Source organism: Phreatobacter sp., from assembly GCF_052440005.1.
Lineage (GTDB): Bacteria > Pseudomonadota > Alphaproteobacteria > Rhizobiales > Phreatobacteraceae > Phreatobacter.
Genome location: NZ_JBQVQL010000068.1, coordinates 1 through 26,607 on the forward strand (window position 1 = coordinate 1; position 26,607 = coordinate 26,607).

General features: G+C 69.7%; 28 protein-coding genes. 19 read left to right on the forward strand and 9 right to left on the reverse strand.

Features of this window, described 5'->3' with window-relative positions; translation table 11 throughout:
* The coding region (locus ACT6XY_RS16155; protein WP_444749353.1) for an OmpA family protein at window positions 1–467 on the forward strand (467 nt) is incomplete at its 5' end.
* Window positions 468–477: 10 nt separating this feature from the next.
* Complete coding sequence (locus ACT6XY_RS16160; protein ID WP_444749354.1) at window positions 478–1,290, forward strand: hypothetical protein; 813 nt, start codon at window positions 478–480, stop codon at window positions 1,288–1,290.
* Window positions 1,291–1,545: 255 nt separating this feature from the next.
* On the opposite strand, the gene flhA is transcribed toward ACT6XY_RS16160, so the two are convergent.
* Complete coding sequence (flhA, locus tag ACT6XY_RS16165) at window positions 1,546–3,624, reverse strand: flagellar biosynthesis protein FlhA (protein ID WP_444749380.1); 2,079 nt, start codon at window positions 3,622–3,624, stop codon at window positions 1,546–1,548.
* 224 nt (window positions 3,625–3,848) lie between these two features.
* On the opposite strand from flhA, the gene ACT6XY_RS16170 reads away from it, so the two are divergent.
* The 7 genes from ACT6XY_RS16170 (at window position 3,849) to ACT6XY_RS16200 (ending at window position 9,839) form a co-directional block, all read left to right on the forward strand.
* Complete coding sequence (locus tag ACT6XY_RS16170; protein WP_444749355.1) at window positions 3,849–4,226, forward strand: hypothetical protein; 378 nt, start codon at window positions 3,849–3,851, stop codon at window positions 4,224–4,226.
* Window positions 4,227–4,348: 122 nt separating this feature from the next.
* Complete coding sequence (fliF, locus tag ACT6XY_RS16175; RefSeq protein ID WP_444749356.1) at window positions 4,349–6,034, forward strand: flagellar basal-body MS-ring/collar protein FliF; 1,686 nt, start codon at window positions 4,349–4,351, stop codon at window positions 6,032–6,034.
* Window positions 6,031–7,116, forward strand: a complete 1,086-nt coding sequence (gene fliG / locus ACT6XY_RS16180) for a flagellar motor switch protein FliG (protein WP_444749357.1) — start codon at window positions 6,031–6,033, stop codon at window positions 7,114–7,116. Before fliF ends, fliG begins: the two co-directional genes overlap by 4 nt.
* A 10-nt stretch (window positions 7,117–7,126) precedes the next feature.
* The gene (locus ACT6XY_RS16185; protein ID WP_444749358.1) at window positions 7,127–7,765 is read left to right on the forward strand and encodes a FliH/SctL family protein; all 639 of its coding nucleotides are present in this window, start codon (window positions 7,127–7,129) and stop codon (window positions 7,763–7,765) included.
* The gene (fliN, locus tag ACT6XY_RS16190) at window positions 7,762–8,127 is read left to right on the forward strand and encodes a flagellar motor switch protein FliN (protein WP_444749359.1); all 366 of its coding nucleotides are present in this window, start codon (window positions 7,762–7,764) and stop codon (window positions 8,125–8,127) included. The genes ACT6XY_RS16185 and fliN overlap by 4 nt, the downstream gene beginning before the upstream one ends.
* Window positions 8,128–8,140: 13 nt before the next feature.
* On the forward strand, window positions 8,141–9,520 hold the full coding sequence (flbD, locus tag ACT6XY_RS16195; RefSeq protein ID WP_444749360.1) for a sigma-54-dependent transcriptional regulator FlbD: 1,380 nt from the start codon (window positions 8,141–8,143) through the stop codon (window positions 9,518–9,520).
* Between the two features lie 61 nt (window positions 9,521–9,581).
* Window positions 9,582–9,839 (forward strand): hypothetical protein, encoded by a 258-nt coding sequence (locus ACT6XY_RS16200; RefSeq protein WP_444749361.1) that lies wholly within the window; start codon window positions 9,582–9,584, stop codon window positions 9,837–9,839.
* Window positions 9,840–9,848: 9 nt separating this feature from the next.
* Here ACT6XY_RS16200 and ACT6XY_RS16205 read toward each other — a convergent pair whose 3' ends face one another.
* Entirely contained in the window at window positions 9,849–10,013 is a 165-nt protein-coding gene (locus ACT6XY_RS16205) for a DUF2256 domain-containing protein (RefSeq protein ID WP_444749362.1), read from the reverse strand.
* Window positions 10,014–10,100: 87 nt separating this feature from the next.
* Here ACT6XY_RS16205 and ACT6XY_RS16210 point away from each other — a divergent pair, with 87 nt between their 5' ends.
* The 5 genes from ACT6XY_RS16210 to ACT6XY_RS16230 all read left to right on the forward strand — a co-directional run bounded on the left by ACT6XY_RS16210 (window position 10,101) and on the right by ACT6XY_RS16230 (window position 15,555).
* Complete coding sequence (locus ACT6XY_RS16210; protein ID WP_444749363.1) at window positions 10,101–10,832, forward strand: SDR family NAD(P)-dependent oxidoreductase; 732 nt, start codon at window positions 10,101–10,103, stop codon at window positions 10,830–10,832.
* Between the two features lie 8 nt (window positions 10,833–10,840).
* Window positions 10,841–12,409 carry a cryptochrome/photolyase family protein gene (locus ACT6XY_RS16215; RefSeq protein WP_444749364.1) on the forward strand — a complete coding sequence of 523 codons (1,569 nt, stop codon included), beginning with the start codon at window positions 10,841–10,843 and terminating at the stop codon, window positions 12,407–12,409.
* Window positions 12,410–12,517: 108 nt separating this feature from the next.
* The gene (locus ACT6XY_RS16220; RefSeq protein WP_444749365.1) at window positions 12,518–13,522 is read left to right on the forward strand and encodes an NAD(P)H-dependent flavin oxidoreductase; all 1,005 of its coding nucleotides are present in this window, start codon (window positions 12,518–12,520) and stop codon (window positions 13,520–13,522) included.
* A 102-nt stretch (window positions 13,523–13,624) separates the two neighbouring features.
* Window positions 13,625–14,422 (forward strand): DUF2189 domain-containing protein, encoded by a 798-nt coding sequence (locus ACT6XY_RS16225; protein ID WP_444749366.1) that lies wholly within the window; start codon window positions 13,625–13,627, stop codon window positions 14,420–14,422.
* Between the two features lie 101 nt (window positions 14,423–14,523).
* Window positions 14,524–15,555 carry an ABC transporter substrate-binding protein gene (locus ACT6XY_RS16230; RefSeq protein ID WP_444749367.1) on the forward strand — a complete coding sequence of 344 codons (1,032 nt, stop codon included), beginning with the start codon at window positions 14,524–14,526 and terminating at the stop codon, window positions 15,553–15,555.
* 17 nt (window positions 15,556–15,572) lie between these two features.
* Here ACT6XY_RS16230 and ACT6XY_RS16235 read toward each other — a convergent pair whose 3' ends face one another.
* Window positions 15,573–16,499 carry a polysaccharide deacetylase family protein gene (locus ACT6XY_RS16235; protein ID WP_444749368.1) on the reverse strand — a complete coding sequence of 309 codons (927 nt, stop codon included), beginning with the start codon at window positions 16,497–16,499 and terminating at the stop codon, window positions 15,573–15,575.
* Between the two features lie 159 nt (window positions 16,500–16,658).
* Here ACT6XY_RS16235 and ACT6XY_RS16240 point away from each other — a divergent pair, with 159 nt between their 5' ends.
* Both ACT6XY_RS16240 and ACT6XY_RS16245 read left to right on the forward strand, forming a co-directional pair.
* Complete coding sequence (locus tag ACT6XY_RS16240) at window positions 16,659–17,630, forward strand: D-2-hydroxyacid dehydrogenase (protein ID WP_444749369.1); 972 nt, start codon at window positions 16,659–16,661, stop codon at window positions 17,628–17,630.
* A gap of 119 nt (window positions 17,631–17,749) precedes the next feature.
* The gene (locus ACT6XY_RS16245) at window positions 17,750–18,649 is read left to right on the forward strand and encodes an alpha/beta hydrolase family esterase (protein WP_444749370.1); all 900 of its coding nucleotides are present in this window, start codon (window positions 17,750–17,752) and stop codon (window positions 18,647–18,649) included.
* A gap of 29 nt (window positions 18,650–18,678) precedes the next feature.
* Here ACT6XY_RS16245 and ACT6XY_RS16250 read toward each other — a convergent pair whose 3' ends face one another.
* On the reverse strand, window positions 18,679–19,191 hold the full coding sequence (locus ACT6XY_RS16250; RefSeq protein ID WP_444749371.1) for a YHS domain-containing (seleno)protein: 513 nt from the start codon (window positions 19,189–19,191) through the stop codon (window positions 18,679–18,681).
* Between the two features lie 173 nt (window positions 19,192–19,364).
* Between ACT6XY_RS16250 and ACT6XY_RS16255 the strand changes: the two genes are divergently transcribed.
* The gene (locus ACT6XY_RS16255) at window positions 19,365–19,964 is read left to right on the forward strand and encodes a DUF1134 domain-containing protein (protein ID WP_444749372.1); all 600 of its coding nucleotides are present in this window, start codon (window positions 19,365–19,367) and stop codon (window positions 19,962–19,964) included.
* A gap of 112 nt (window positions 19,965–20,076) precedes the next feature.
* Complete coding sequence (locus ACT6XY_RS16260) at window positions 20,077–21,471, forward strand: hypothetical protein (protein ID WP_444749373.1); 1,395 nt, start codon at window positions 20,077–20,079, stop codon at window positions 21,469–21,471.
* Between the two features lie 10 nt (window positions 21,472–21,481).
* On the opposite strand, the gene ACT6XY_RS16265 is transcribed toward ACT6XY_RS16260, so the two are convergent.
* The 3 genes from ACT6XY_RS16265 to ACT6XY_RS16275 form a co-directional block, all read right to left on the reverse strand.
* Complete coding sequence (locus ACT6XY_RS16265) at window positions 21,482–21,697, reverse strand: DUF1127 domain-containing protein (protein WP_444749374.1); 216 nt, start codon at window positions 21,695–21,697, stop codon at window positions 21,482–21,484.
* A 197-nt stretch (window positions 21,698–21,894) separates the two neighbouring features.
* Window positions 21,895–22,317, reverse strand: a complete 423-nt coding sequence (locus ACT6XY_RS16270) for a phasin family protein (protein WP_444749375.1) — start codon at window positions 22,315–22,317, stop codon at window positions 21,895–21,897.
* A gap of 102 nt (window positions 22,318–22,419) precedes the next feature.
* Complete coding sequence (locus ACT6XY_RS16275) at window positions 22,420–23,733, reverse strand: DUF445 domain-containing protein (RefSeq protein ID WP_444749376.1); 1,314 nt, start codon at window positions 23,731–23,733, stop codon at window positions 22,420–22,422.
* Between the two features lie 193 nt (window positions 23,734–23,926).
* Between ACT6XY_RS16275 and ACT6XY_RS16280 the strand changes: the two genes are divergently transcribed.
* Window positions 23,927–24,412: a hypothetical protein gene (locus ACT6XY_RS16280; RefSeq protein ID WP_444749377.1), complete on the forward strand. Its 486-nt coding sequence runs from the start codon at window positions 23,927–23,929 to the stop codon at window positions 24,410–24,412.
* A gap of 84 nt (window positions 24,413–24,496) precedes the next feature.
* Here ACT6XY_RS16280 and ACT6XY_RS16285 read toward each other — a convergent pair whose 3' ends face one another.
* Complete coding sequence (locus ACT6XY_RS16285) at window positions 24,497–25,033, reverse strand: GNAT family N-acetyltransferase (protein ID WP_444749378.1); 537 nt, start codon at window positions 25,031–25,033, stop codon at window positions 24,497–24,499.
* Window positions 25,034–25,171: 138 nt separating this feature from the next.
* Window positions 25,172–26,607 (reverse strand): tetratricopeptide repeat protein (locus tag ACT6XY_RS16290; RefSeq protein WP_444749379.1); only part of this gene is annotated, 1,436 nt, incomplete at its 5' end.

The window sequence follows — 26,607 nt, forward strand, 5'->3', positions numbered from 1 at the left end:
GTGCGGCGTCGACCGCCGCCAGCCCGACCCTCGCCCAGGGGACGCCCGCCGCCATGCCGCCGCCGCCGGCTCCGGCGCCGGTCTGGCTGCCGCCGCCCGATTGCGGGGCGATCGTGCAGACGGCGCTCGAGGGCGATCGCATCCTGTTCGACTACTGGAAGGCCGAGCAGCGCGCCGAGCACGGACCGGTGCTCGACCGCCTGGCGTCAGCCATCAAGCGCTGTGGCGAGGGCGTCCGCATCGAGGTGGCCGGCCATGCCGACAGCCACAACTGGACGGGACAGAACCAGAAGCTCTCCGAGGACCGAGCCGCCGTCATGCGCGACGAGCTGGTGCGCCGCGGGGTCGAGGCGCGGACGCTGGTGGTGGTCGGCCATGCCGCCACCCGGCCCGTCGCCGACAACGACTCGGAGGAGGGGCGCGCCCTCAACCGCCGGGTCGAGTTCCACGTCCGGCCGCGTTCGTGAGGAGAGGGTGATGCTGTATCTCGTCCAGACCTTCGCCATCCCCCTCCTCGTCGCCCTTGCCGGCGGCCTCGCCGTCGGCTGGATCACCTCCGACAAGGAGGACGAGGGGCCGAGCGCCCTCGCCGCTGCGGCCATGGTCGGCTTCGCGCTGATGGTGGTGGCCGCCGCCCTCAACTGGGTCCCGGGTCGCCCGGGCCTGTGGCTCGACACGGCGGTGCTGTTCGCCACCGCCTATCTGACGGGCTGTGTCGCCGGCGCCTTCGCGCGCGTCTTCACCGACAAGGTGGAGGAGACCGCGACCTCGCAGCTCGGCGACATGGTCGGTGCCGCCACCTCGGCAACGGGCGCGGTCAAGGCGGTGGCGGAGGCGACGACCTCCGTCGCGCGCCTGGTGGGCGATGCCGCCGAGCGCCGCAACGCGGCGGCGGCTGCCGCTCCCGTCTCTGCCTCCGGTGCTCCGCAGGCGGCATCCGCCGGTTCGCTCGCGGCGTCGGAGGCCATGGCCCAGGGCACCAAGCCGCTCGGGCTTCTCGGCCCCCGCGACGGGCGGGCGGACGAACTCGAGCTGATCAGGGGCGTCGGGCCGCAGAACGAGGCGCGGCTGCACGCGCTCGGCGTCTTCCATTTCGACCAGATCGCGGCGTGGACGGCGAAGGAGGCCCAGTGGGTCGGAGGCTATCTCGCCTTCCCGGGCCGCATCGAGCGCGAGGACTGGATCGGCCAGGCGAAGGTGCTGGCGGCGGGCGGCACCACCGCCCATGCGGACCGCGTCAGGAGCGGCGAGATCGCCAGCACGCCGGACGGAAAGCCGCCGGCGGCGTGAAGGCTGCGGGCGGGGCCGGTCCGGGCGACGTCAGATGAGGTAGTGGACGCCGGCCGCGATGATCAGCGTCCAGACGACGAAGTTGGCGGTGATGGTGGCCAGAACGGCCTGGGACGGCGACATGGGCAGCCTCATCGGTCGATGATCTCAGCGACGGGAACGAGCCCCTCCGCCCCCTTTCTAGCGGCGGGGGGCCGCGCGTCGATCAAAGGATGAAGGGAGGGTTAACGGCCCGTCCCGCCGCGGGGCGCCGGATCAGACGCTGCCGACGGTCTTCAGGCGCACGCGCGGGTGGATCTCCGCCTGGCTGAGGACCGGCGTCTGGGCGCGGAAGCGCTCGACGATGGAGCGCACGAAGGGCCGGATGCCGGGGCTGGTGAGGAGGACCGGCGCCTCGCCCATGCGGGCCGCATCCTCGAAGGCGTCGCGCACCAGCATGATGAACTCGGACAGCTTGGACGGCTGCATGGCGAGCTGGCGGTCGTCGCCCTGGCCGACGATGGAATCGGCGAAGGCCTGTTCCCAGACTGGCGAGAGCGCGATGAGGGCGAGGCCGCCGTCGTAGCCGGCATACTGGGCGCAGAGCTGGCGGGCGAGGCGGGAGCGCACGTGTTCGGCGATCTGCGCCGGCGACCGGGTGAAGGCGACCGCCTCGGCGATGCCCTCGAGGATGGTCGGCAGGTCGCGGATGGAGACCCGCTCGGCGAGCAGGGTCTGCAGCACGCGCTGGATGCCGGAAATGGTGATCTGGCCGGGCACGAGGTCCTTGATGAGGTCGCCCTGCTCCTTCGGCATCTCCTTCATGAGCTTCTGGACCTCCGAATAGCTCAGGAGATCGGAGACGTTGGCCTTGAGGATTTCCGTGAGGTGGGTGGACAGGACGGTCGCGGCGTCGACCACGGTGTAGCCGCGCACGCTCGCCTCCTCCTTCAGCGCCGCGTCCACCCAGGTGGCCGGCAGGCCGAAGGTCGGCTCGGTGGTGTGGACGCCCGGCAGGTCGACCTGCCCGCCGGCGGGATCCATGACCATGTACTGCATAGGCCAGATCTGGCCCTGTCCCGCATCCACCTCCTTGACGCGGATGATGTACTGGTTCGGCGGCAGCTGGACGTTGTCGAGGATGCGCACCGAGGGCATGACGAAGCCCATGTCGGCGGCGAGCTGGCGGCGCAGCGCCTTGATCTGGTCGGTGAGCCGGTCGGAACCGCCCTCCGACTGGACGAGCGGCAGGAGGCCGTAGCCGAGCTCGATCTTGAGGTCGTCGATCTTGAGGACGGAGGAGATGGGCTCCTCGGCCGGGGGCGCGGCGGCAGCGGCCACCTCGGCAGCTTCGGCGCTGTCGGAGGCACGGGCGATGCGCTTGGATTCCTCGCCAAGCGTATAGGCGGCCCAGCCGGCGAGAGCGGCGAGGCCGGCGAAGGGGATGAAGGGAATGCCCGGCAGCAGGGCCATGGCGCCCATGACGCCGGCCGAGAGGCCGAGGGCCTTCGGATAGCCGGTGAGCTGCTTCATCATCGCCTGGTCGGCGGAGCCCGTGACGCCCGCCTTGGAGACGAGGAGGCCCGCCGCCGTGGAGATGACGAGGGCGGGGATCTGGCTGACGAGGCCGTCGCCGACGGTGAGGATCGTGTAGGTCCGCGCCGCCTCGAGGAAGGGCATGCCCTGCTGTGCCACGCCGATGATGAGGCCGGCGATGACGTTGATGAAGGTGATGAGCAGGCCGGCGATGGCGTCGCCCTTCACGAACTTCGAGGCGCCGTCCATGGCGCCGTAGAAGGCGCTCTCGTCCTCGAGGTCCTTGCGGCGGGTCTTGGCGGTCTTCTCGTCGATGAGGCCGGCCGACAGGTCGGCGTCGATCGCCATCTGCTTGCCGGGCATGGCGTCGAGGGAGAAACGCGCCGCGACCTCGGCGATGCGGCCCGAGCCCTTGGTGATGACGATGAAGTTCACGATCACCAGGATGGCGAAGACGATGATGCCGATCACGAAGGATCCGCCCATCACGAAGTTGCCGAAGGCCTCGATGACGTGGCCCGCCGCGGCGGTGCCCTCGTGGCCGTTCGACAGGATCAGGCGCGTCGAGGCGAGGTTCAGCGACAGCCGCAGCATCGTGGCGATTAGCAGCACGGTCGGGAAGGAGGAGAACTCCAGCGGCTTGTGGATGAAGAGGGCGGTCATGAGGATCATGACCGAGGAGATGATCGACACCGCCAGCATCAGGTCGAGGACGATGGCCGGCAGCGGGAAGATCAGGATGATGAGGATGCCGATGACGCCGCAGGCCATCCACAGGTCCGGACGGCGCAGCCAATCGGACATCTGGCCGAGCGACATGCCGCTGGCGATGGTTCGCTGTCGTTCGGCGGCCGCCGCGTCGCTCATGCAGGATCCCCGGCCGCAGGCGCGCGCGGCCCATGTTGAACGTGTCCAGGCAAGATTTGCCGGGTGGATGGTTAACGGCTGGTTACCGCCGCCACTGGCTGCCAGCGCTTGTCGCGCGCGGCCGGTGATGGCAAAGCTGCTGGCCCGCGCTGGTGCGCACCCCCGATGGAGCACGCATGGCCGATTTCCGTCTGACCGGCGCCGGAGGCACGCCCGGCGGCATGATCTCCTTCTTCGTCGGCCTCGGCATGACGGTGGCGGGGGCCTATCTCCTGACCAACCAGGTCTCCGTCCATGGCGGATCCTGGACGCTGGGCGGCTATTCGGCCTTCGGTCTGTCGCTCGTGCCCATCCTCTTCGGCGTCGGCATGCTGTTCTTCGACGGCTCATCCCGCATCGGATTCCTGCTGCTGTTCGCCGGGATCGTGATCATCGCCGCAGGCATTCTCGTTAACCTCACGATCTATTTCGTCCCCACGAGCCTGTTCAACACGCTCATGATGCTGGGGCTGACCGCGGGCGGAATCGGCCTCGTGCTGCGCTCGCTCAGGTAAAATCGACGGTCCGCCCCAAAACGCACGGCCGCGTTAACCATCCGGTAACCACCCACCCGGCAAATCTTGCCCAGCGATCGGCGGCGGCCGCTTCGCGCAGGACCTGATGGGCTGGTGGCGTCTTGAACGGCATTCTGGAGTTCATGAAGAAACTGGGCGCGCCCCGCCTCGCGGCGATGGGGGTCGTCTCGCTCGGCCTGGTCGGCTTCTTCGTCTACATCATCATGCGCATGAGCCAGCCGCAGATGGCGCTGCTCTTTTCCGACCTGACGCTGGAGGATTCCTCGCAGATCGTGAAGGAGCTGGAGCGCCGTCAGGTGAAGTTCCAGCTGCGCAACGACGGCGCCCAGGTCTTCGTGCCGCAGGAGCAGGTGGCCCGCGTGCGCCTGCAGCTCGCCGAGACGGGCATGCCCCGCGGCGGCGGCGTCGGCTACGAGATCTTCGACAAGGGCGATGCGCTCTCGTCCACCTCCTTCGTCCAGAACATGAACCAGCTGAGGGCGCTGGAGGGCGAGCTCGCCCGCACCATCCGCGGCATCGAGCGGGTCCAGTCGGCGCGCGTCCACCTCGTCCTGCCCGAGCGCGCCCTGTTCTCGCGTGAGCGGAGCGAACCCTCCGCCTCCATCGTCCTGCGGGTGCGCGGTGGGCTGGAGCCCCAGCAGATCCGGGCGGTGCGCCATCTCGTCGCCTCGGCGGTCAGGGGCCTGTCGCCGCAGCGCATCTCCATCGTCGACGAGGGTGGGCGGCTGCTCGCCGACGGCGCGGGCGATGCCTCGGGGATGATGGGCTCCACCGTCGACGAGCGGAAGGCCGGCCAGGAGCGGCGCCTGCGCGAGCAGGTCGAGAGCATCATCGCCTCCGTGGTGGGACCCGGCCGGGCCCGCGTCCAGGTCGCGGCCGACATGGACTTCAACCGCGTCACCCAGACGTCCGACGACTTCGACCCGGAGCGCCGCGTGGTCCGCTCCACCCAGACCCGCGAGGAACAGTCGAACTCGAACGAGGGCCGCGGCGACGGCCAGGTGACCGTCGGCAACGAGCTGCCGGGGGCGAACCAGACCGGTGCCGGTGCCAACGCCTCCCGCGAGGCGAGCCGCAAGACCGAGGAGACGGTCAACTACGAGATCGCCCGCACCCAGCGCACCGAGGTCATCGAGGGCGGCCGCATCAAGCGCGTCTCGGTGGCCGTGCTGGTCGACGGCGTCTATGCCCGCGACGCCCAGGGCAACGTCAACTACCAGCCGCGCTCCGCCGAGGAACTGGACCGGATCGGCGCTCTGGTGCGCTCCGCCATCGGCTTCGACCAGCGCCGCGGCGACCAGGTGGAGATCGTCAACCTGCGCTTCGCCGAGGCGCCGCAGCTCGCCGCCCCCGAGGCCGAGCGCCCCTGGTGGATGGTCTACGACTTCACCAAGGAGGACATCCGCTACGCCATCGAGCTGGTGGTGCTGCTGCTGGTGTCGTTGCTCGTCATGCTCTTCGTCGTCCGTCCGCTGCTGCGCCGCATCGTGGCGCCCGAGGAGACGCCGGCGCCGGCCCTGCCGGCCAGCAATGCCGGGGCCACGACGTCCTCCGCAGAGGGCCCATCTGGCGAGGCCGGCGAACGCGGCGAGGGCATGGCGTCGGTCAAGGCGCCGCCGCTCGCGCCCGGCATGGAAAGCGCCACGATGAAGATGATCGAAATGGCCCAGATCAAGGGCGAGGTGCACCAGGCCTCGCTCGCCAAGGTGGGCGAGCTGGTCGAGAAGAATCCGCACGAGACCGTCTCGATCATCCGCCAGTGGCTGAACGACGGTGAGCCGAAATGACCATCGCGCAAATGGAACGCGACGCGGAATTCGGCAAGGCTCTCGCCGCCCTGTCCGCCGACGGTCGCATCAACACCCTCGCCGCCCGCGGCCTGACCGGCCATCAGCGCGCCGCCATCCTCATGCTGACGCTTGGCGACAAGGTGTCGTCGCGCATCTGGAAGCTCCTCGACGACGAGGAGATCCGCGTCCTGTCCATCGCCATGTCGCAGCTCGGCACGGTCGAGCCGGACGTGGTGGAGAGCCTGATGCTGGAATTCGTCGGGCGCCTGTCGGCGGCCGGCGGCCTGATGGGCAATTTCGACGCCACAGAGCGGCTGCTGTCGCAGTTCATGCCGTCCGACCGGGTGGCGATCCTGATGGAGGAGATCCGCGGGCCGGCCGGCCGCAACATGTGGGAGAAGCTCTCCAACGTGCAGGAGCAGGTGCTCGCCAACTACCTGAAGAACGAGTACCCGCAGACCGTCGCGGTGGTGCTCTCCAAGATCAAGCCGGAGCATGCCGGCCGCGTGCTCGCCATCCTTCCCGAGGAGTTCGCCCTCGACGTCGTCGGCCGCATGCTCAAGATGGAGGCGATCCAGAAGGACGTGCTGGAGCGCATCGAACAGACGCTGCGCACCGAGTTCATGTCCAATCTCTCGCAGACCTCGCGGCGCGACAGCCACGAGGCCATGGCCGAGATCTTCAACTCCTTCGACCGGCAGACCGAGACGCGCTTCATCACTGCGCTCGAGGAGCAGAACCGCGACTCCGCCGAGCGCATCAAGAGCCTGATGTTCACCTTCGACGATCTCGCCAAGCTCGATGCCGGCTCGGCGCAGACCCTGGTGCGCCAGGTCGACAAGGACAAGCTGGCCGTCGCCCTCAAGGGTGCCAGCCAGACCATGCGCGACTTCTTCCTCGCGCAGATGTCGACCCGCGCGGCGAAGATGCTGCAGGACGACATGCAGGCCCTCGGCCCGATGCGCCTCAAGGACGTGGACGAGGCGCAGGGCGTCCTCGTCAACCTCGCCAAGGATCTCGCCGCCAAGGGCGAGATCATGATCTCCAAGAACCGCGCCGACGACGAACTGGTCTTCTGAGGACATGCACGTGGCGGCACCGGTCAAATATCTTTTCGAAACGGAATTCGGGCAGGAGGCGAAGCGCGCCGCCGAGCCGCGGATCGCCGTCTCGGAGCACCAGCAGCTCCTCGCCCAGGCGCGTCAGGAGGGCTATGCCGCCGGCGTCGCCGCCGGCGAGGCGAAGGCCATGGCGTCGATCGAGCGGCAGCGGGCGCTCGCCCTCGGCCAGCTCGGCGACCGGCTGTCGGTCGCCGCCGCCGCCCTGTCGGACATCGAGGGACGGCTGGAGGCGGAGGCCATCGATATCGCGGTGGCGGTGGCGCGCAAGCTCTCGGACGCCCTGGTGGCGCGCGAACCGCTGGACGCCGTCCGCGACCTCGTCGCCGACTGCTTCGCCAACCTGCGCAGTGCGCCGCACCTCGTGGTCCGGGTCAACGACGACCTGCTCGAGGATGCGCGCACCGAACTGACCAAGCTCGCCACGGAGCGCGGCTTCGACGGCCGCCTCGTCATCCTGGCGGAACCTGCCATCGCACTCGGCGACTGCCGCATCGAATGGTCCAGCGGCGGCATCATGCTCGATCGTGAAGAGACCGCCCGCCGCATCGGCGAGGCGGTCGGCCGCTACATCGCATCCACCTCCGGTACCCCCGAGGCCCTGTCATGAGCACTCCCTCCGACACCGGCATGCCGCTGCCCGATCTCGAGAATGAGGGCATGGACGTGGTGCCCGGCTCCAATGCCGGGATGGACTTTGGCGACGCGGGCGATGACGGCACCAAGGACGCGACGGACCTCGAAGCGGTCTTCGACGTGCCGGTCAACGTCTCCGCCGTGCTCGGCCGCTCGCGCATGGACGTGGGCGAGTTGCTGAAGCTCGGACCCGGCACGGTCCTCGAACTCGACCGCAAGGTCGGCGAGGCCATCGACATCTACGTCAACGACCGTCTCGTCGCGCGCGGCGAAGTGGTGCTCGTCGAGGATCGCCTCGGCGTGACCATGACGGAAATCATCAAAGCCGAGCGCTGAAGGAACCCGAACGATGCGACTGCTGATCGTCGGAACACTCAAGGGGCAGCTCTCCATCGCCACCAAGATGGCCGTGGACAAGGGCGCCGCCGTCACCAATGCCGAGGACATCGAGACGGCGCTGCGCGTCATGCGCGCCAAGGGCGCCGATCTCGTCATGGTCGAGGTGACGATGGACGTCCGGGCGCTGGTCCAGGCCTTCGCCGACGAGATGATCGCCGTGCCGATCGTCGCCTGCGGCACGTCCAACGACGCCCGCGCCGCGGTGGCGGCGATCCACGCGGGCGCCAAGGAATACATCCCGCTGCCGCCCGATCCCGAGCTGATCGCCGCGGTGCTGGCGGCGGTCGCCAACGACGCCAAGCAGCTCATCTACCGCGACGAGGCCATGGCCCGCGTCGTCCAGCTCGCCAACCAGGTGGCGGGTTCGGATGCCTCCATCCTCATCACGGGTGAGAGCGGCACCGGCAAGGAGGTGCTGGCGCGCTACGTCCATACCAAGTCGAACCGCGCCAAGGCGCCCTTCGTCGCGGTGAACTGCGCCGCCATTCCCGACAACCTGCTGGAGAGCGAGCTCTTCGGCCACGAGAAGGGCGCTTTCACCGGCGCCGTGGCGCGCCGCATCGGCAAGTTCGAGGAGGCGAACGGCGGCACGCTGCTGCTCGACGAAATCTCGGAGATGGACATCCGCCTGCAGTCGAAGCTGCTGCGCGCCATCCAGGAGCGCGTCATCGACCGTGTCGGCGGCACCCGCCCGGTGCCGGTCGACATCCGCATCCTCGCGACCTCGAACCGCACGCTGGCGGACGAGGTGCGCAAGGGCACGTTCCGCGAGGACCTGCTCTACCGGCTCAACGTCGTGAACCTGAAGCTGCCGCCGCTGCGCGAGCGCCCCGCCGACATCCTCGAGCTCGCCGGCCACTTCGCCAAGAAGTACGCCGAGGCCAACGGCATGCCGCCGAAGCTGCTCTCGGCCGAGGCCCGCCGCCAGCTCACCGTCGCCCGCTGGCCGGGCAACGTGCGGGAGCTGGAGAACACGCTGCACCGCGCCGTGTTGCTCTCGACCGGGCCGGAAATCGGCGTCGACGCGATCCGCACGCCCGACGGGGCGCGACTCGACGAGCGGCGTGGTCCCGACCAGGTGGCGGCGCAGGCGGCGATCGCGGCGGAGGCCGTGACGCGCGGCCTCGTCGGGCGCACCGTGGCGGACGTGGAGCGCGACCTCATCCTCGACACGCTCGGGCATACGCTCGGCAACCGGACCCATGCCGCCAACATTCTCGGCATCTCCATCCGCACGCTGCGCAACAAGCTCAACCAGTATGCGGACGAGGGCCATGCCATCCCGCCGCCGCCGCAGGGCGAGGCGCGCTACGAGATGCGCTACGGCTAAACCCGGAGGGCGTTGCGGGGGTCTCCGTCACTGCTAGAGTTTCCCTTAGGGGAGGCTGGCCATGGGCGTGATCGCCGAGTTCATCGTCTACTTCATCGTGGACCTCCTCCTCATCGGGCTCGCGGCGGTGCTTCTGCCGCTGCTCACCTTCGGGCGGGTCCGCGTCGCCGCGGCGGATGCGCAAGGGCCCTTCCCCTTCCACGGGTTCCGCCGCGCGTCGGATGGGCGCCTCGAGGTCGGACGTTCGCAGGTCGGCCTCTACACGCTGCTCCTGCTCCTGATCCTCCTCGCCCTCTGGCTGGTCTCGATGGGCCGCTGATCTGGCGCGCTACCTCTGCTCGCCGACGGCTTTCGCACGGTCCGAGCGGCAGCGGTCCGAGCAGAAGCGGACCGCGTCCCAGACGCGCGCCCACTTCTTGCGCCAGGCGAAGGGCCTGCCGCAGGCGGCGCAGGTCTTCTGCGGCAGGTCCCCCTTGCGGATCATCTTCGCCATCGCGCCGTCTCGTCCTGAACCGCCACCCCGCGCGCGCCGTATCACTCCTGAAGGTCCCTCGCGGGCCGGCAGCGCAACGGCGGCATCATGGCGGACACCTATCTCATCTACGGCGGCACGGGCGGCATCGGATCGGCGCTGGCGCGCCGGCTGCGCGGCCGCGGCCACGGCGTCCACCTGGTGGCGCGCGACCGCGACCGCCTGGAGACGCTGGCCGCCGAGATCGGTGCCAACTTCTCCGTCGCCGACGTCGCCGATCGTGGCGCCATCACGACGGCTGCGGCGGAGGCGGGCGACAGGCTCGCGGGCCTCGCCTATTGCGTCGGTTCGATCAACCTGAAGCCGGTGGCGCGCCTTACCGACGCCGACTTCACCCGCGACTTCGAGGTCAACGCCCTCGGTGCCGTGCGGGCCGTACAGGCGAGCCTTCCCGCCCTGAAGGCGTACGAGGGACCGACGTCGTCGATCCTGCTGGTCTCGACGGTGGCGGTGGCGCAGGGCTTTGCCGCCCATGCCTCGGTCTCCATGGCCAAGGGCGCGGTGGAGGGTCTCACCGTGGCGCTCGCCGCCGAACTCGCGCCGAAGATCCGCGTCAACTGCGTCGCCCCCTCGCTGACGCGCACGCCGCTCGCTCGCGGCCTGACGTCCAACGAGACCATGGCGAACGCCATCGCCGCCCTGCATGCCATTCCCCGCCTCGGTGAGCCGGACGACGTCGCAGCCCTCGGCGCGCTGCTGCTGGACGCCGAGGCCGGCTGGATCACCGGCCAGATCATCGGCGTCGACGGCGGCCGTTCCATGCTGCGCACCAAGGGCTGAGCAACACCTTGGCGACGCTGCGGCTCATCCTCGGCGACCACCTGACGCGCGACGTCACGGCCCTCGACGGGCTCGCGGCCGGCGACGTTGTGCTGATGGTGGAGGTGGCGGAAGAAACGACCTATGTCCCGCACCACAAGCAGAAGATCGCCTTCATCCTCTCAGCCATGCGCCACTTCGCGGAGGAGCTGCGGGGGGAGGGGATCGCCGTCGACTACGTCCGCCTCGACGACCCCGGGAACAGCGGCAGCTTCGGCGGCGAGGTGAAGCGGGCGCTGGCGCGCCACGCCGTCGACCGCCTCGTCGTCACCGAGCCCGGCGAGTGGCGCGTACGGGCGATGATGGAGGCCTGGGCGGGGGAGACCGGCCTGCCGGTGGAGATCCGCGAGGACGACCGCTTCATCTGCTCGCGCGGCCGGTTCGCCCGCTGGGCCGAGGGGCGCAAGGGCTTCCGGATGGAGTTCTTCTACCGCGAGATGCGGCGCGAGACGGGCCTCCTCATGGAAGAAGACAAGCCGGTCGGCGGGCAGTGGAACTACGACGCGGAGAACCGCAAGGCGCTGCCGAAGGGCGCGCGGCCGCCGCGGCGCCTGCGCTTTTCGCCCGATGCCGTGACGCGGGAGGTGATGGACCTCGTGGGCGCGCGCTTCGCTGGCCATTTCGGCGACCTCGAGCCGTTCGGCTGGGCGGTGACGCGGGCCGATGCGCTCGCAGCGCTCGACCACTTCATCACGGAGGCTCTGCCGCATTTCGGCGACGTGCAGGACGCGATGAAGCGGGGCGAGCCCTTTCTCTATCACGGCCTCCTGTCGCCCTACCTGAACGTCGGCCTCCTGACGGCGCGCGAGGTGTGCCTCGCCGCCGAGACGGCTTATCGCCGCGGGGAAGCCCCGCTCAACGCGGCAGAGGGCTTCATTCGCCAGATCCTCGGCTGGCGGGAGTACGTGCGCGGCATCTACTGGCACCGCATGCCGGACTATGCCGAGACCAACGCCCTCGGTGCGGACCGCCCGTTGCCCTGGTTCTACTGGTCCGGCGAGACCGATCTCGCCTGCATCGCCGAGGTGGTGGGGGAGACGCGACGCAACGCCTATGCCCATCATATCCAGCGCCTGATGGTCACCGGCAACTTCGCGCTCCTCGCCGGCATCCGGCCGGCGGAGGTGGAGGCCTGGTACCTCGCCGTCTATGCCGACGCCTTCGACTGGGTGGAACTGCCGAACGTCCACGGCATGGTGATGTTCGCCGACGGCGGCCTCCTCGCCTCCAAGCCCTATGCGGCGTCGGGCGCCTATATCGACCGCATGTCCGACTATTGCTCCGGCTGCGTCTACGACCCGAAGATCAAGGTCGGGGAGGGGGCCTGCCCCTTCAACCTGCTCTACTGGCACTTCATCGACGCCAACGCCGAGACACTGAAGGGCAATCCGCGCATGGCCATGCCCTACCGCACCTGGGAGGGCATGGAGAGCGGCCGCAAGGCGCAGGTTTTGAACGAGGCACGGGCCTTCCTCGACGGGCTGTCGGCCGAGCCCTCCGCACCACGCCCGCCGGCGCAGATGACCCTCGACGTCTAGACACAAACCGCCATCCGCCTTCCGGCAGGGCTTTCGCCGGGCGGTACGATCGGCTTTGATGCGTCGTGTCGATACACGTCGCGAAACCATTGGCCCCGGAACGTCCCCATGTCGCTTCCCGCTTCGCTCGCCAGCCGCCTGCAACTGCCGGCCATCGGCTCGCCGCTGTTCATCGTGTCGAACCCCGACCTCGTCATCGCCCAGTGCAAGGCGGGCATCGTCGGCTCGTTCCCGGCGCTGAACGCCAGGCCCGGCCCGGTGCTGGAGGACTGGCTGAAGCGCATCACCGAGGAACTCGGTGCCTATGACGAGGCCCATCCCAACGCGCCCTCGGCGCCCTTCGCGGTGAACCAGATCGTCCACAAGTCGAACGACCGGCTCATGCACGACGTCGAGATGTGCGTGAAGTACAAGGTGCCGGTGGTGATCACCTCGCTCGGCGCGCGCCCCGAGCTCAACGATGCCATTCATTCCTACGGCGGCATCACGCTCCACGACATCATCAACATCACCCACGCCAAGAAGGCGCTGGAGAAGGGCGCCGACGGCCTCATCGCGGTGGCGGCGGGCGCCGGCGGCCATGCCGGCACGCTCTCGCCCATCGCTCTGATCCAGGAAATCCGCGAGTTCTTCGACGGGCCGCTGGCGCTCTCCGGCGCCATCGCCACGGGCCGGGCAATCCTCGCGGCGCAGGCTCTCGGCGCCGACCTCGGCTATATCGGCTCGGCCTTCATCGCCACCAGGGAGGCCAATGCGACGGAGGCCTACAAGCAGGGCATCGTCGAGGGCACGGCCGGGGACATCGTCTACTCGAATCTCTTCACCGGGGTTCACGGCAACTACCTGCGCGCCTCCATCGTCAATGCCGGGCTCGATCCGGACCATCTGCCCGAGAGCGATCCTTCCAAGATGAGCTTCGGCTCGGGCGGTTCGGAGAAGAGCAAGGCCTGGCGCGACATCTGGGGCTCGGGCCAGGGCATCGGCGCCATCAAGGCGGTGGAAAGCGCCGGCGAGTTCATCGCCCGGCTGAAGCGGGAATATGCCGAGGCCTACAAGGGGCTCGGTGCCGTCACCTCCTGGCCGCCGCGCGAGGCCCAGCGCCTCGCCGGCTGAACGGCTTGACGCGGCGGCACGCCGCGTCATCCTCTGCGCATCCCCCGAAACCCGCTGGCCTCGACGCCGGCGGCACCATGCCATGCGGGGAGGCAACACATCATGACCGACACGACGTCGCCGGGCATCGCGCCGCGATCGCGGGAGCCCGTGGTGCGGGCGGCCACGATCGAGGACATCAAGGCGGCACTGGAGGCCGGCTGGGGGGATCTCAGGGCCGCTCCCGCCTTCGGCCTGTTCTTCGGTGCCATCTACTGGCTGGGCGGCCTCGCGCTGATGATCCTGCCGGCGAAGTTCGGCTATGCCTGGGCGGTGTTCCCCCTCGCGGCGGGCTTTGCCCTGGTCGGGCCCTTCGTCGCCGTCGGGCTCTACGAGGTCTCGCGTCTGCGCGAGGCGGGCGTCAGGCCGACGTGGGGCGCGGTGCTCGCCACGGTCTGGCGGCAGGGCGGGCGGGAGCTCTCGTGGCTCGCCTTCCTCACCATCTTCGTCTTCATCATCTGGATGTACCAGGTGCGCATGCTCTATGCGCTGTTCTTCGGCTTCGCGAGCCTCGACTCCGTGCTCTTCGCCAAGGCGCTGTTCCTCACCACCGACGGGTGGACCTTTCTCGCCGTCGGCACGGCGGTCGGCGCGGTGATGGCGCTCTTCACCTTCTCGATCACGGTGATCTCCTTCCCGTTGCTCCTCGACCGCGATCTCGACATCGTCACCGCCATCATCACCTCGGTGAGGGCGGTCCAGGCGAGCCCCCAGGTCATGCTCGGCTGGGGCGCGGTGACCGCGGCGGCGGTCTTCCTCGCCATGGCGCCGCTCTTCGCCGGCCTGCTGCTGGTCCTGCCGCTCTGGGGCCACGCGACGTGGCACCTCTACCGGCGGCTCGTCAGCTTCCCGCCGGACTGACCCGCGACACCACGTCCGGCTCCTGTGGCAACGTTCTTGCGTTGTCGGCTTCCGTGACTGACCGGCCGCCCTCGTTGCGGCCCTTCCGCGGAGCCAGACCCATGATCACCCGACGTGCAGCGACCGCCGGCCTCGGCCTCGCCCTGTTCGCCCCCGCCGTCAGGGCGCAGGCCCTGACGCCCATCAAGTTCACGCTCGGCTGGAAGACCCAGGGCTCCGACGCCCCCTATTTCGTCGCCCGCGACAAGGGCTATTTCCGCGAGGCGGGCCTCGACGTCACCATCGACCAGGGCGAAGGCTCGGGCGCGACCGTGACCCGGATCATGGGCGGTGCCTATGATGCAGGCTTCGGCGACATCAATGCGATCATTCAGAATGCAGCGACGCGCCCCGCCGATACCCCGGTCATGGTCTACCAGATGTGGAACCAGCCGCCCTTCGCGCTGGTGGCCAAGAAGTCGAGCGGCATCGCCACGGTGAAGGACCTGGAGGGCCGCAAGCTCGGCGGCGCGCCGGGGACGCCGACGACCCGGCTGCTGCCGGTCTTCGCCAAGGCCAACAACCTCGACATGGCCAAGCTGACGGTGACCAGCATGGCGCCGAACCTGCAGGAGCCGATGCTGATCCAGGGCCAGATCGACGCGGCGCTGGTCTTCAACATCACCAGCTATTTCAACCTGGTTCTGAACCGCCAGGACCCGGACAAGGACTTCGTCTGGTTCGCCTTCGGCGACCACGGCCTCGACCTCTATTCCAACGGCATGATGGTCTCGCAGAAGCTGCTGAAGGACAATCCGAGGGCGGTGGCGGGCCTCGTCAAGGCGGTCAACCGCGCCAATGTCGAGGTCGCCGCGGACCAGAACATGGGCATGGCGGCGGTGCGCAACTTCGACGGCCTCGTCAACATCCCCGTCGAGAAGCGGCGCCTGCAATACGCCTTCGACAAGCTCATCATGTCGCCGGAGCTGAAGGAGATCGGCGCCGGAGACGTGAAGGACGACCGCCTGGCGCGGGCCATCGGCATGGTGGTGACGGGCTACGAGCTGTCGCGCACCCCGGCGCCGGCGGAGATCTTCAACCGGTCGTTCCTGCCGGCCCGGTCGGAGCGCGAGATGGCCTACAAGATGACCTGAAGGGGTGGCCGGGGGGCTCAGGCCCCCCGGGAACCCGGAACGACGCCCTCGGGGAGCGCCGCCACGTGCTCGGCGATGGCGCCCGCGGTCGTCAGCCAGACGTCGTCGCGCCGGGCCGCGATGTGGGCGAGGGCGCGCCGGAGCTGACGGAGCCGATAGGGCTGGCCGACGATGTAGGGATGCAAAGCGATGCCCATGACCAGCGGCATGGCGCGGGACTGCTCCAGCATCTCGTCGAACTGGTCGATGATCATGTCGGCGAACTGGCTGGCGGAATCCTTGCGCGCGACGATGGCGGGGATGTCGTTGAGCTCCTGCGGGTAGGGCAGGGACAGGATGCGACCACCGCCGCGGGTGGCGAACCAGACCGGCTGGTCGTCCTGGCACCAGTCGAGGAGGTAGGTATAGCCACCCTCGGCGAGGAGGTCGGGCGTCACCGGGCTCTGCGAGATCCAGGGGCCGAGCCACCCCTTCGGCGCGGTCCCCTCGGCGGCCGCGATGACCGCGGTCGTTTCGGCGATGAGTGCGGCCTCGCCCGCCTCGTCGAGAATGCCCTGGCGCTCGGAATTGGTGCGGCCGTGGCCGAGAACCTCGTCGCCGCGGGCGCGGAAGGCCTCCATCACCTCCGGGCAGTAGCCGTAGATGGAGGAGTTGACGAGCACCGAGGCCGGCATGGCGAGGGCGTCGAAGAGCTCGATCATGCGCCAGACCCCGACGCGGTTGCCGTAGTCGCGCCAGGCGTAGTTGAGCACGTCCGGCTGCGGGCCGCCGGGCGCGAGTTCGGCACCGAGGCCCGTGCCGAAGGCGAAATGCTCGAGATTGACGCCGAGATAGACGGCGAGCCGCCTGCCGCCGGGCCAGTCGTAGACGGGACGGCGGGTGATGGCGCTGTAGGCGTAGCGCCCGTGGGACGGCAGGTCCGGCGGCGTGGTCGGATGGGTCATGGTCGGCAAGGCGCTCCGGCGGGGACGGCAGGGTGGCGAAAGGCGATAGGAGATTGCAAGCGCCGTGCCGCGATCCCGGCATGTGGACCACCCGTCCGCCGGCATTGCCTTCGCCCGGCACATGGGGATGATCGACCCGCCCCTCGCACCGGATGCTCCATGACCGCCTTTCCCGCTCTGTCCGACATCACCATCGGCTTCGGCCATTCCGCCTACCGGCTCGCCGACGAGTTCGCCCGCCGCAACACCGGCATCCGCTTCGAGGAATTCCGCACCGCGGCCGACTTCCACCAGCGCATCGGCGCCTTCGACGTGGTCTGCGTCTCGGCCTTCTGGCGCAATGCGCCGCTGGAGAATGCCGGCAAGCTGCGCTTCATCCAGTCGGTCAGCGCCGGTATCGACGTCTTCGGCCTCGATGCCTTGAAGGCCAAGGGCGTCCGCCTCGCCAGCGCCCAGGGCGCCAACGCCATCGCGGTGGCCGAACATGCCATGGGGTTGACCCTCGCCCTGTCCCGCATGATCCACACCGCCCGCGACAACCAGGCCCGCAAACACTGGCGGGGGATGATCTCCGATCCGGCCGCGCGCGAGGACGAGCTTGCCGGCAAGACCATGCTGATCATCGGCCTCGGTGGCATCGGCGGGCGCCTCGCCCGCTTCGCCAAGGCCTTCGACATGCGCGTCGTCGGCCTCAAGCGCGACACCAGCGTCAAGGTGCAGAACGTCGACGCATTGGTCGGCCCGGCCGATCTCGACCGGGCGCTGGGGGAGGCGGACATCGTCGTGCTGACCTGCCCGCTCACCTCCGAGACCGAGGGGCTGATCAACGCCACCCGCCTGAAGGCGATGAAGCCGACCGCCCACCTCATCAACTGCGCCCGCGGCAAGGTGGTGGACGAGGATGCGCTGATCGCGGCGCTTCAGGCCGGCACGATCGCCGCCGCCGGCCTCGACGTGACGCGCGAGGAGCCGCTGCCCGAGGCCTCGCCGCTCTGGACCATGGAGAACGTGCTGATCACGCCCCATACCGGCGGCGAGACGGCCTCCTACGAGAAGCGCGTCATTGATCTGCTGGTGGAGAACATCGGCCGCCTGTCGCGCGGCGAGCCCCTGGTGAACGGAATCGTCTGACCGGCCCGCGACCTGCTCACCTTTGCACGTTGCATCTCGCGGGGTGATGCACCCACACTCGCGAGATGATTCTCTCCCGTGGTCGAGCCCTCTTCCTGGCGACCGTAGCGGGGTTGGCGATGGCTCTCGTCGCCCTGCCCGGCGGCGCTCGGCCCGCCTCGGCACAAGCGGTGACGACGCTGACCTACCAGTTCCCCGGCGGCAACCGCACCGTCCTGGTGACGGATTTCTCCCGCGGCCGGCCGGCTCCGCTGGTCATCGTGCTGCACGGGGCCGAGGGCTCGGCTGACCAGATCCGCCGCTATCTCACCTGGGACGTGATCGGCAAGCGCGAGGGCCTGCTCGTCGTCTATCCGCAGGGGGTCAGGGGCGGCTGGAACGACGGAAGGCCGGCGGACGGGCGGCGGTTCAATCCGCTCGCCCGCGTCGACGACGTCGGTTTCATCCGCAACATGGTTGGCGACCTCAATACCAAGGGGCGCATCGACCGGCGCCGCGTCTACATCATCGGCGTCTCGGCCGGCGGACACATGGTGAACCGGCTGATCTGCGAGGCGAGCGACCTCTTCGCCGCGGCGGCACCGCTGCTCGCGACACTCGCCGTGCGCTGGAGCTTCCATTGCGCCGGGCAGCCCCTGCCGGTGCTGATGGTCAACGGGACCGAGGACCCCGTCACGCGCTGGGGCGGGCGGTCAGGCGGCGTCGATCCCGACAGCAACCTCGCCTCGGTCAACGCTACCTTCGCGTTCTTCCGCAACCGCAACGGCTGCGCGTCGGCGGGCGACCGACCATTGCCGGAGCAGGAGACCTCCGACAATTCCCGCGTCCACCTCGTCGAGGGCACGGGCTGCCACCACGCGACGCGGCTCTACCGGGTGGAGGGCGGGGGGCATCATACGCCGACGGGGCTCGAGCGGCGACAGCGGCCGCCGATCGGCGCGCTGCTCGGCCAGCAGAATCACGACATCGAGACGGACGAGGAGATCTGGATCTTCTTCGCCGACAAGCGGCGGCCCTGACGGGGGTGGGCCCGGGGAAGGAACGGGGCTCAGGGAACGAGCTGGGCCTTCACGGCGGGCCAGCGCATCTCGGCGCGGTCGAGGGCCTGTTCCGGATCCGTGGTGAAGGCCTGGCGGTTGGCCTCGGAGTGGAAGACGTAGAGACGGTCGCGGTAGAGCGCCCAGACGGAAGGATGCCCGGCGGTCGGCAGGCCGTTGCCGATGGCGACGGGATCGTAGCCGCCGAAGCGGGGCTCGTAGACGGCGGGATCCTGCATGAAGGCCTCGCGGTTGCCCTCGTTCATGAAGCGCCACGTGGCGCCGGACCAGGACAGTTCGTAGGTCGCGGAACCCTGGCGTGGTTCCCGCTCGGTGAAATAGGCCACGGGATCGAAACCGTAGATGGCGAGGCCGGTCAGGCGGTCCGTGACGATGCGCTCGGTGGTGGCGGCGCGGGTGCCGGAGTCGCCGGTCATGCCGATCAGCACGGCGATCCCGGCATAGAGCCCGGTGATCGCCAGGGTCCAGGCGAGGGGGCGCAGGAATTGCCTCAACACCGACATGATCTCACCCGATTCTCATCCCTGATCGTTATGGGACCATGCGTCCAGAGGGTAACTTCTTCCTTACCTGGACCGGCTAAATCCCGGTCTGGTGACCAGATGGTTACCATCTCAGTCCAGCATGGGCCAACCGCTCCGGGCCGTTCGGCTTCGGACCCTTTCGAGAGGTGAGCATGCGCCATCCCACGTCCTTCGACCGCCGCACGGTCCTCGCCGGCCTCGGCGCGTCCGTCCTCGCCGGCCTCGGCGACAGCGCGCTCGCACAGCGCTCCTACGATTCCCAGTCGCCGCAGACCTTCTCGGGTAACGAGGTCGTCACGGCGGGCCACCGCTTCTTCGGCGGCACCAGCCGCGGACTCGCCAACCTCGTCGAGCGCGCGACGCGGCAGTGGGGCCGGCCGACCGCCTATATCCTCGGGCAGGAGGGCTCCGGCGCCTTCGTGGCCGGCCTGCGCTACGGCGAGGGCATGCTCTACACCAAGGGCGGCAGCGACTCGAAGGTCTACTGGCAGGGGCCCTCGCTCGGCTTCGACTTCGGCGGCGACGGCGCACGCACCATGATGCTCGCCTACCGGGTACGCGACGTGTCGGATCTCGAGCGCCGCTTCATCGGCATCGACGGCTCGGCCTATCTCGTGGGCGGCCTCGGCATGACGGCGCTCGGCGCCGACAACATGCTGGTCGTGCCGATCCGCACCGGTGTCGGCGCCCGCCTCGGCGTCAACGGCGGCTATCTGAAGTTCACCTCGCAGCCGACCTGGAACCCCTTCTGACCCGATGAGGCGATGCTGGGATCGTGACTGACGCAGCGGCCGCGGCACTTTTCGCGGCCGCCGCGGCATGGCACAAGGGTGCCTGCCTGGGAGCAGGGGGAGACGCGCCGTCGTGACCATCGAGACCGCCATGGTCTTCGTCCTGGGTTTCGTTGTCGCCGCACTCCTCTCGCTGGCGCTGATGAGCGCCGTCTGGCGTCGCGCCGTGCGCTTGACGACCCGCCGGGTGGAAAGCGCCGTTCCGCTCTCCATGGCCGAGATCAAGGCCGACAAGGATCAGGTCCGGGCCGAGGCGGCGCTGGCGATCCGCCGGGTGGAGATCGAGGCGGAGAAGCTGCGCGAGGCCGCCAACCTGCACACGATCGAGATCGCCCGCCGCACCGAGACAATTCGCGACCTGAATCTCGAACTGGACGCCCGGGCGGCCCGCATCGCCGGGCTGGAGGGCGACAAGGCGCGGCTCGAGGCCGACGTCGCCTCGCTCGAGGCGACCATCGCCGCGAAGGTCGAGGAGATCGCCGCAGCCGGGCGTGACATCGCCACGCGTGACGCGGCGTTCGCGGCCCTGAGCAGCGACCATGCGGCCAAGGTCGCCGAGAGCGACGGCCAGCGCGTGGAAATCGTGGCGCTGCGCACCCAGACGGAGAACCAGCGCAACCAGATCGGCAAGCTGTCCGCCGACCTCGCGACCGCCGAGGCCGATCTCGCCGGCCACCGCATGTCCTATGCCGAGACCTCCAATCTCCTGACCTCCGAGCGCCAGCGTCTCGCCGACCTGCAGGCCACCCTCCGAAAGGAGCAGGAGACCCAGGCAGCCCTCAAGGCCGACCTCGCCGAGACCGGCCGGAAATTCGCGGAAACCTCGACGCTGCTCGCCGCGGAGCGCAAGCGCGCCGGCGAGCAGGCGGGCGAGATCAAGGCCCTGCAGTCGCGTCTCGCGGCGGAGGACAAGCGGGCAGCCAAGCTCGAGCGCGAGCGCGACAAGCTGCGGCAGTCACTGTCGGAGGAACAGGACCGTGCGGCCCGCGAGCAGGTGGCGCGCGATGCGGCCGAGCGCAGCCTGGCGAGGGCCGAGGCGGAGCGTGACCGGGCCCGCAGGGAGATCGACGAGGTGAAGGAACGCAGTTCCGAGGCGGCCCGCAAGCTGCAGATCGCCGCCGAGACGGCGCTGGCCGAGAAGAACGTGCTGGAAGGCTCGCTCGCCAAGGTGCGCGAGGATCGCACCCGCATCCAGCGGGAGGTGGCTGCGCTCACCCGCTCGGCCGAGAGCGCTGTGGCGCGGGGCGCCGGCGAGGACGCCGACCTGCGCAACCGGATCGATGACGTCGCCATCGAGGTGGCGCGCGTCACAGCGCTGCTGGAGGGGCCGGGCTCGCGGATCGACCAGATCCTCGCGGCCAGCGGCCCGGCGGCGCCGGGCGGACGGCGGCGGCGGAACGACATGCCGCTCGCCGACCGGATCCGGGCCGTGCTGGAGGCGAGCCGCGGCAACCAGGCCGCGGAATGACCTCACCCGATCAGGAGCCGCGCCGCCCGTAGCGGGCGACGCGCTCGATCTCGCCGCGCGCGATACCCATGTCCTTCAGGAGGGCAGGGCTTACCTCGTTCAGGTCGCGGATTGCGCGGCGAATGCGCAGGTGCTCACGCATTGCGGCGACGAGCGTTGCTACGCCGGCGAACAGGCGGCCCGGCGCGACGGCGGCGGGGGAGAGGTGGCTGGTGGACAGGGACATGGTGGTCTCCAACGGTTCGGTTCAGGTGATCCCTTGTCCCGCACTGCCATTGCTGCAATGCGGGATCGAACCGTTGGTGGTGTTTCAATTGTAGATGGTTCAACGCGCAGGCATCAATCTGTGTGATGCCTTCCATCAGCGCGGTGCCGGATCCCCGGGGCGGAGACCAGCCGGGTCCACCCAGCCGCCGCGCCGGCTCACTTGCGCGAGAAGCTCTGGCGGATCTCCTCGAAGCTCTCCTTCATGCGGTCCTGGATGACGCGCACGGCCTCTGCATTGGACTTCTGGACGAGCTCGGCCATGTCGCGGGTGTTCTTGACCGCCGCTTCCATGGCCCGCTTGGCGAACTCGCTCTGCGCCGCCATCATTTCCTGGGCGCTGCCGGGCAGCTTGAAGTTCTCGGCGGCGGCCTGGATGTCCTTCACCGCGGCCTCGACGATCTCCTTCTGCTTGGCGGCAATGGCGGTGGCGCCTTCGGCGGCGGCCTTGCCGCTGGCGGCGAGCGCCTCGAGGTTCTTGCGGTGATGCTCGACGATCTTGTCCATGTCGACCGCCGGGACCTTCATGTCCTCGCCGAGCTTCCGGAACATGTCGAGCATGGCTTGGGGCGTCTGGGTCATGGCTGGCTCCGCTGCAAAGGACGTTGGGACGGCAAAGGGGGCGTGCGCCCGGCATGCCGGACGCCGGGGAGAGCCCGACACTAGGCCCCACCGGTGACCGTATCAAGAAGCCCGCAGCAGCACCTCGATCGTGTGAAGGACGAGGCCGGCAAGGCCCCCGATCAGCGTGCCGTTGAGGCGGATGTATTGCAGGTCGCGACCGATGTTCAGTTCGATCAACCGGATGAGCTGCCTGAGGTTCCAGGACTTGACCTGGTCGGCGATGAAGCGCGAGGCGCCGCTCTTCTGCTGCTCGACGAGGGTGGAGAGCGCCACCACGAAGCCCTCGTTCATCTCCGCCTTCATGCGCGGGTCGGCGGCGAGCTTGGCGCCGATCTCCGTCAGGATCGTCGTCATCTGGGCCTCGATGCGGGAATTCGGCGAGGCGACGTCCTTCTCCACGAAGGCGATGATGTTGCGCCAGAGCTCCTGGGCGACGTCGCGAAGCTCCTGGCGGCCGAGGACGTCGTGTTTCAGCCGCTCGGCCCGCTCCGCATAGTCCGGGCTGTCGCGCAGGCTGGCGATGAAGCCCTGCACGAAGCGGTCGAACTCCTGGCGCAGGGCGTGGTCCGGGTCGTCCCTCACCTCGTCGAGGAAGGTGCCCGTCGACTTCAGGATCCGGGAGAGGAGATAGGCGTCGGCCTTGAACAGGTTGAAGAGGGTGGGAAGCTCCTTGCGGATCTTGTCGCGGATGCCCTCCACCGTCGCGGGATCGTTCAGGATGCGCTCGATGGCGCCGATCAGCTCGTCGAGGAGCCGCTGGTGGCGGCGGTCGGCCGTCACCGCCCCGAGCAGTTGTGCGGCGAGCGGCCCGAGTTTCAGGGCGTTGACCTGGTCGGTCAGACGCTCGGCGAGGAACTCCTTCATCCGCGACTGGTCCATGCCGGCTACCGCCTTCGGCAGAAGGTTGACGGCAAAGCGGGAGAGGCTGGCGCTCTTGGCGGGGTCGGCAAGCCAGGCGGCGATGAGAGCGGCGAAGTCCACCTCGCGCAGCTTGGTGCCCACAGGGCCGGGGGCGAGGAAGTTGGTCTCGACGAACTTTCCCAGACTGTCGGCGATGCGGTCCTGGTTCTTCTGGATGATGGCCGTGTGCGGGATCGGCAGGCCCATCGGATGGCGGAACAGGGCGACCACCGCATACCAGTCCGCGAGGCCGCCGATGGTGGCGGCTTCCGCGAAGGCCGCGATGAAGCCGAAGGCGGGGTGGCGGTGCTCGAGCAGCTTGGCGGCGATCATCACCGTGATGCTGACGCCAAGGAGCGAGGTCGCCACCAGCTTGGCGCGGCGCAGGGCCGCCTGCTTCTCGAGATCGCGCGCCGAGAGCGGGGCGTCGTCGGTATCGAGCCGCGTCGGTTCGGCCGGCGGTGGTGAAGCCATGCGATGTCTCTCCGGGCGGTGGCAAGGTTCAGATAGGCTGCCGGTACGGCGGGAAAAAGGGCGGGCGTCCGTCGGGATTATATCGCACTGCACAATAAATGTTGCGATGCAGCATAATTCGCGCTATATGGAGGGCGTCCACCGTGCCGTTCGGGCGGTGGCCCATGGCTCAGACGAGAATGGAGACCTTCCGATGTTCGACCAGACGATGAAGACGGCCGCCGAGGCCACCCTGTCGCAGATGAAGCAGGCCTTCGAGGGCCTGACCGCTGCTCCCGCCACCTTCCCCGTTCCCCCCGCCGTGCGCGACCTTGCCGCCCGCGGCGCCGAATCCGCCAAGGCCGGCTTCGCCGAGGCCGAGGCCGCCGCGCGCAAGGCAGCCGCCGGCGCCGAGACGCTGGCGACCTCCTTCGCCGGTGCCGGCGCGGACCTCGCCCGCTCGGCCGTGGCCGGGGCCGTCGCCAATGCGACCATGACCCTGGACGCCGTCCAGACCGTCCTCGCCGCGCCGAGCCTCCAGGAGGCCCTGCAGCGTCAGGGCGCCTTCCTGACGGCCTTCGGCGAGGCCAATCTGGCCCGCGCCGAGGAGGCCTTCGCCCGTGCCCGCGACGTCGCGGCCGAGGGCGTCCGCACGATCCAGGCGGAGGCGCAGGCCTTCACGGCGTCCCGCGCAGCCTGACCGTTCCCACGCCGTTCCCCCCAAAGAGAAGGCCCGCCGGACATCATCCGTCGGGCCTTTTCTCGTCATGGTCGGCCGTAGCAATCAGACGGCGACGACGAGCGTCGTCCCGGAGGCATGCTGGCGGGGCTCGGCGAGCGCCGGCTCGCTGGTCATGGGGATGAGGCCGGTGACCTCGCCGGCCTCGGCGGTGAAGCGGGCACCGAACTTGCGCGCGAGGGCGCGCATGGCCCGATTGCCCGCCGTGGAGGTGATGCGCAGCTCGGGGAAGCGGGAATAACGGGCGGCCGCCATCACCGCCTCGAACAGGCGTGAGCCGATGCCCTGGTTGCGGAATTCCGGCTCCACCGAGAAGGCGATGTCGGCCGGTTCGCCGGCGGTCGGCGGATGAAGCTCGGCGCTGCCGCGCACGGCGCCGCCGAGGTCGACCCAGGCGAAGACGCGGGTCCGGCCGGCGAAGCAGCGGGCCGAATAGGCCGTGACGAAGCGATCGTCGGCGACGCCGTTGAAGCGCTCGCGCCGGCCCTGCGGGTCCAGCCGGAGAAGGTGTTCGCGATGCAGCGCGGCGTCGGAGCCGGTGAGTTCGCGGATCGTGCCGAGCGCGTTGAAGGCTCGTGCCATGGTGATCTCCTCGTGAATCGTCGTCCCGAGGCGTTCACATCCCTAGAAGGCGTTACATTGTGCGGTGCAGCATGAATGTCAATGCCGCCCGCGCAGGTCGGGCCTGCACGTTGCCGAGACGCCCGAGGGCGCCTCGCGTCAGCGGGTCGTCTGGGCGCGGCGCGGGGCAGGCCGCGCCGGCTGCGCCGGAGCGCCTGCAGCGGGCGGATCGCTCCATTCTGCAGGGGCGGCGATGCGCACGGCGGCCTCGGGCTCGGTCTTCGCCGTGAAGGTCTGGACCGCGAGGCGGGCCGCGACGAGCGTCTGGGGGTCGAGGCGGGCGGCTACCTCGTCCCGCTTCTTGCCGGCGTCCTGGTCACCGCCCGCGGCGGCGAGCGCGAACCACTTGTAGCTCTCGGCCAGGCTCTGGTCGACGCCGAGGCCGCGGGCATAGAGAATGCCGAGGTTGTACTGGCTGTCGGCGACGCCGTGCTCGGCGGCGCGGCGGAACCAGACGGCCGCCGTCTTGTAGTCGGGGCGCGGGGTCGCCTGGCCCTGGGCATACATGACGGCGAGGTTGTGCATCGCCTTGGCGTTGCCCGCTTCGCCGGAGCGCTCGTAGAGCCGGCGGGCGCGTTCGAAGTCGCGCAGCACCCCGGTGCCCTTCTCGTAGAGGCTGCCGAGGCGGTACTGGGCCGGCACTACGCCGGCATCGGCAGCGCGCTGATACCATTTCGCCGCTTCCGCCGCGCTGACCGCGACGCCGCGGCCCTCGAGGTGGCGCGTGCCCATTTCGTAGGCTGCCAGCGGATCGCCGCCGTCGGCGGCGGCCTTCAGCGCGGCCGGCACCGTGACGGCGCGGCCGGTGCGGGTGTCGACCGGCTGCCAGCCGGACGGCGACAGTGTCGTGCCGGGCGGCGGCGTGCGGGCACCGGTGACCGAGCCCGTCGTGTCCGGCGCGGAGGTGTCGCCCTCGGGAACCCCGGGGGCGGGGTCGGTCGCCGCAGGAGTCGCTGACGGCGGGGTCAGCTCGACCGGGGTCGAACTGGTGGAGGCGGGCGAGAAATTCGACGCCGGGGCGGCGGCCGGAGCCGCAGCGATCGGCGCTGCGGCCGGCGCATCGATGGAGGCGGCGGGGATCGCCGTGCGCGGCGATCCGGTGGCGTCCATCAGGCTGCGGATCTTCGGCAGGGTGGCGATGCCGGCGGCGAGCACCAGCAGGGCCGCGGCGATGCCCATCAGGATCGTCTTGCGGTTCACGGAGACGACCGGCTTGGTCTCTGTCTCAATCTCGCCCCCGATGCCCGGCGCGAGGACGGCGGGTTCGGCCGCAACGAGAGCAGGAGCGGCCTCGGCGGGTTCCGCCTTGCCGCGCCAGCGGGGCTTCTTCGGTTCGGCGACCGCGGGCTGGGCCTCGTCCTGGACCTTCGGAGCGCCGCGGAAGCGGGCGAAGAAGCCTGCCTTGGCGCTTTCCTCGGCTTCGCTCCGCACGGCGGGATCGACCGCGGCGGCGCGGGCCGCGCGGCGGGCGGCGGCGATGAAATCGGTCTTGCTGCCGCCGGTCGAGGCGGCACCGGGGACCGGCGGGCGAACGC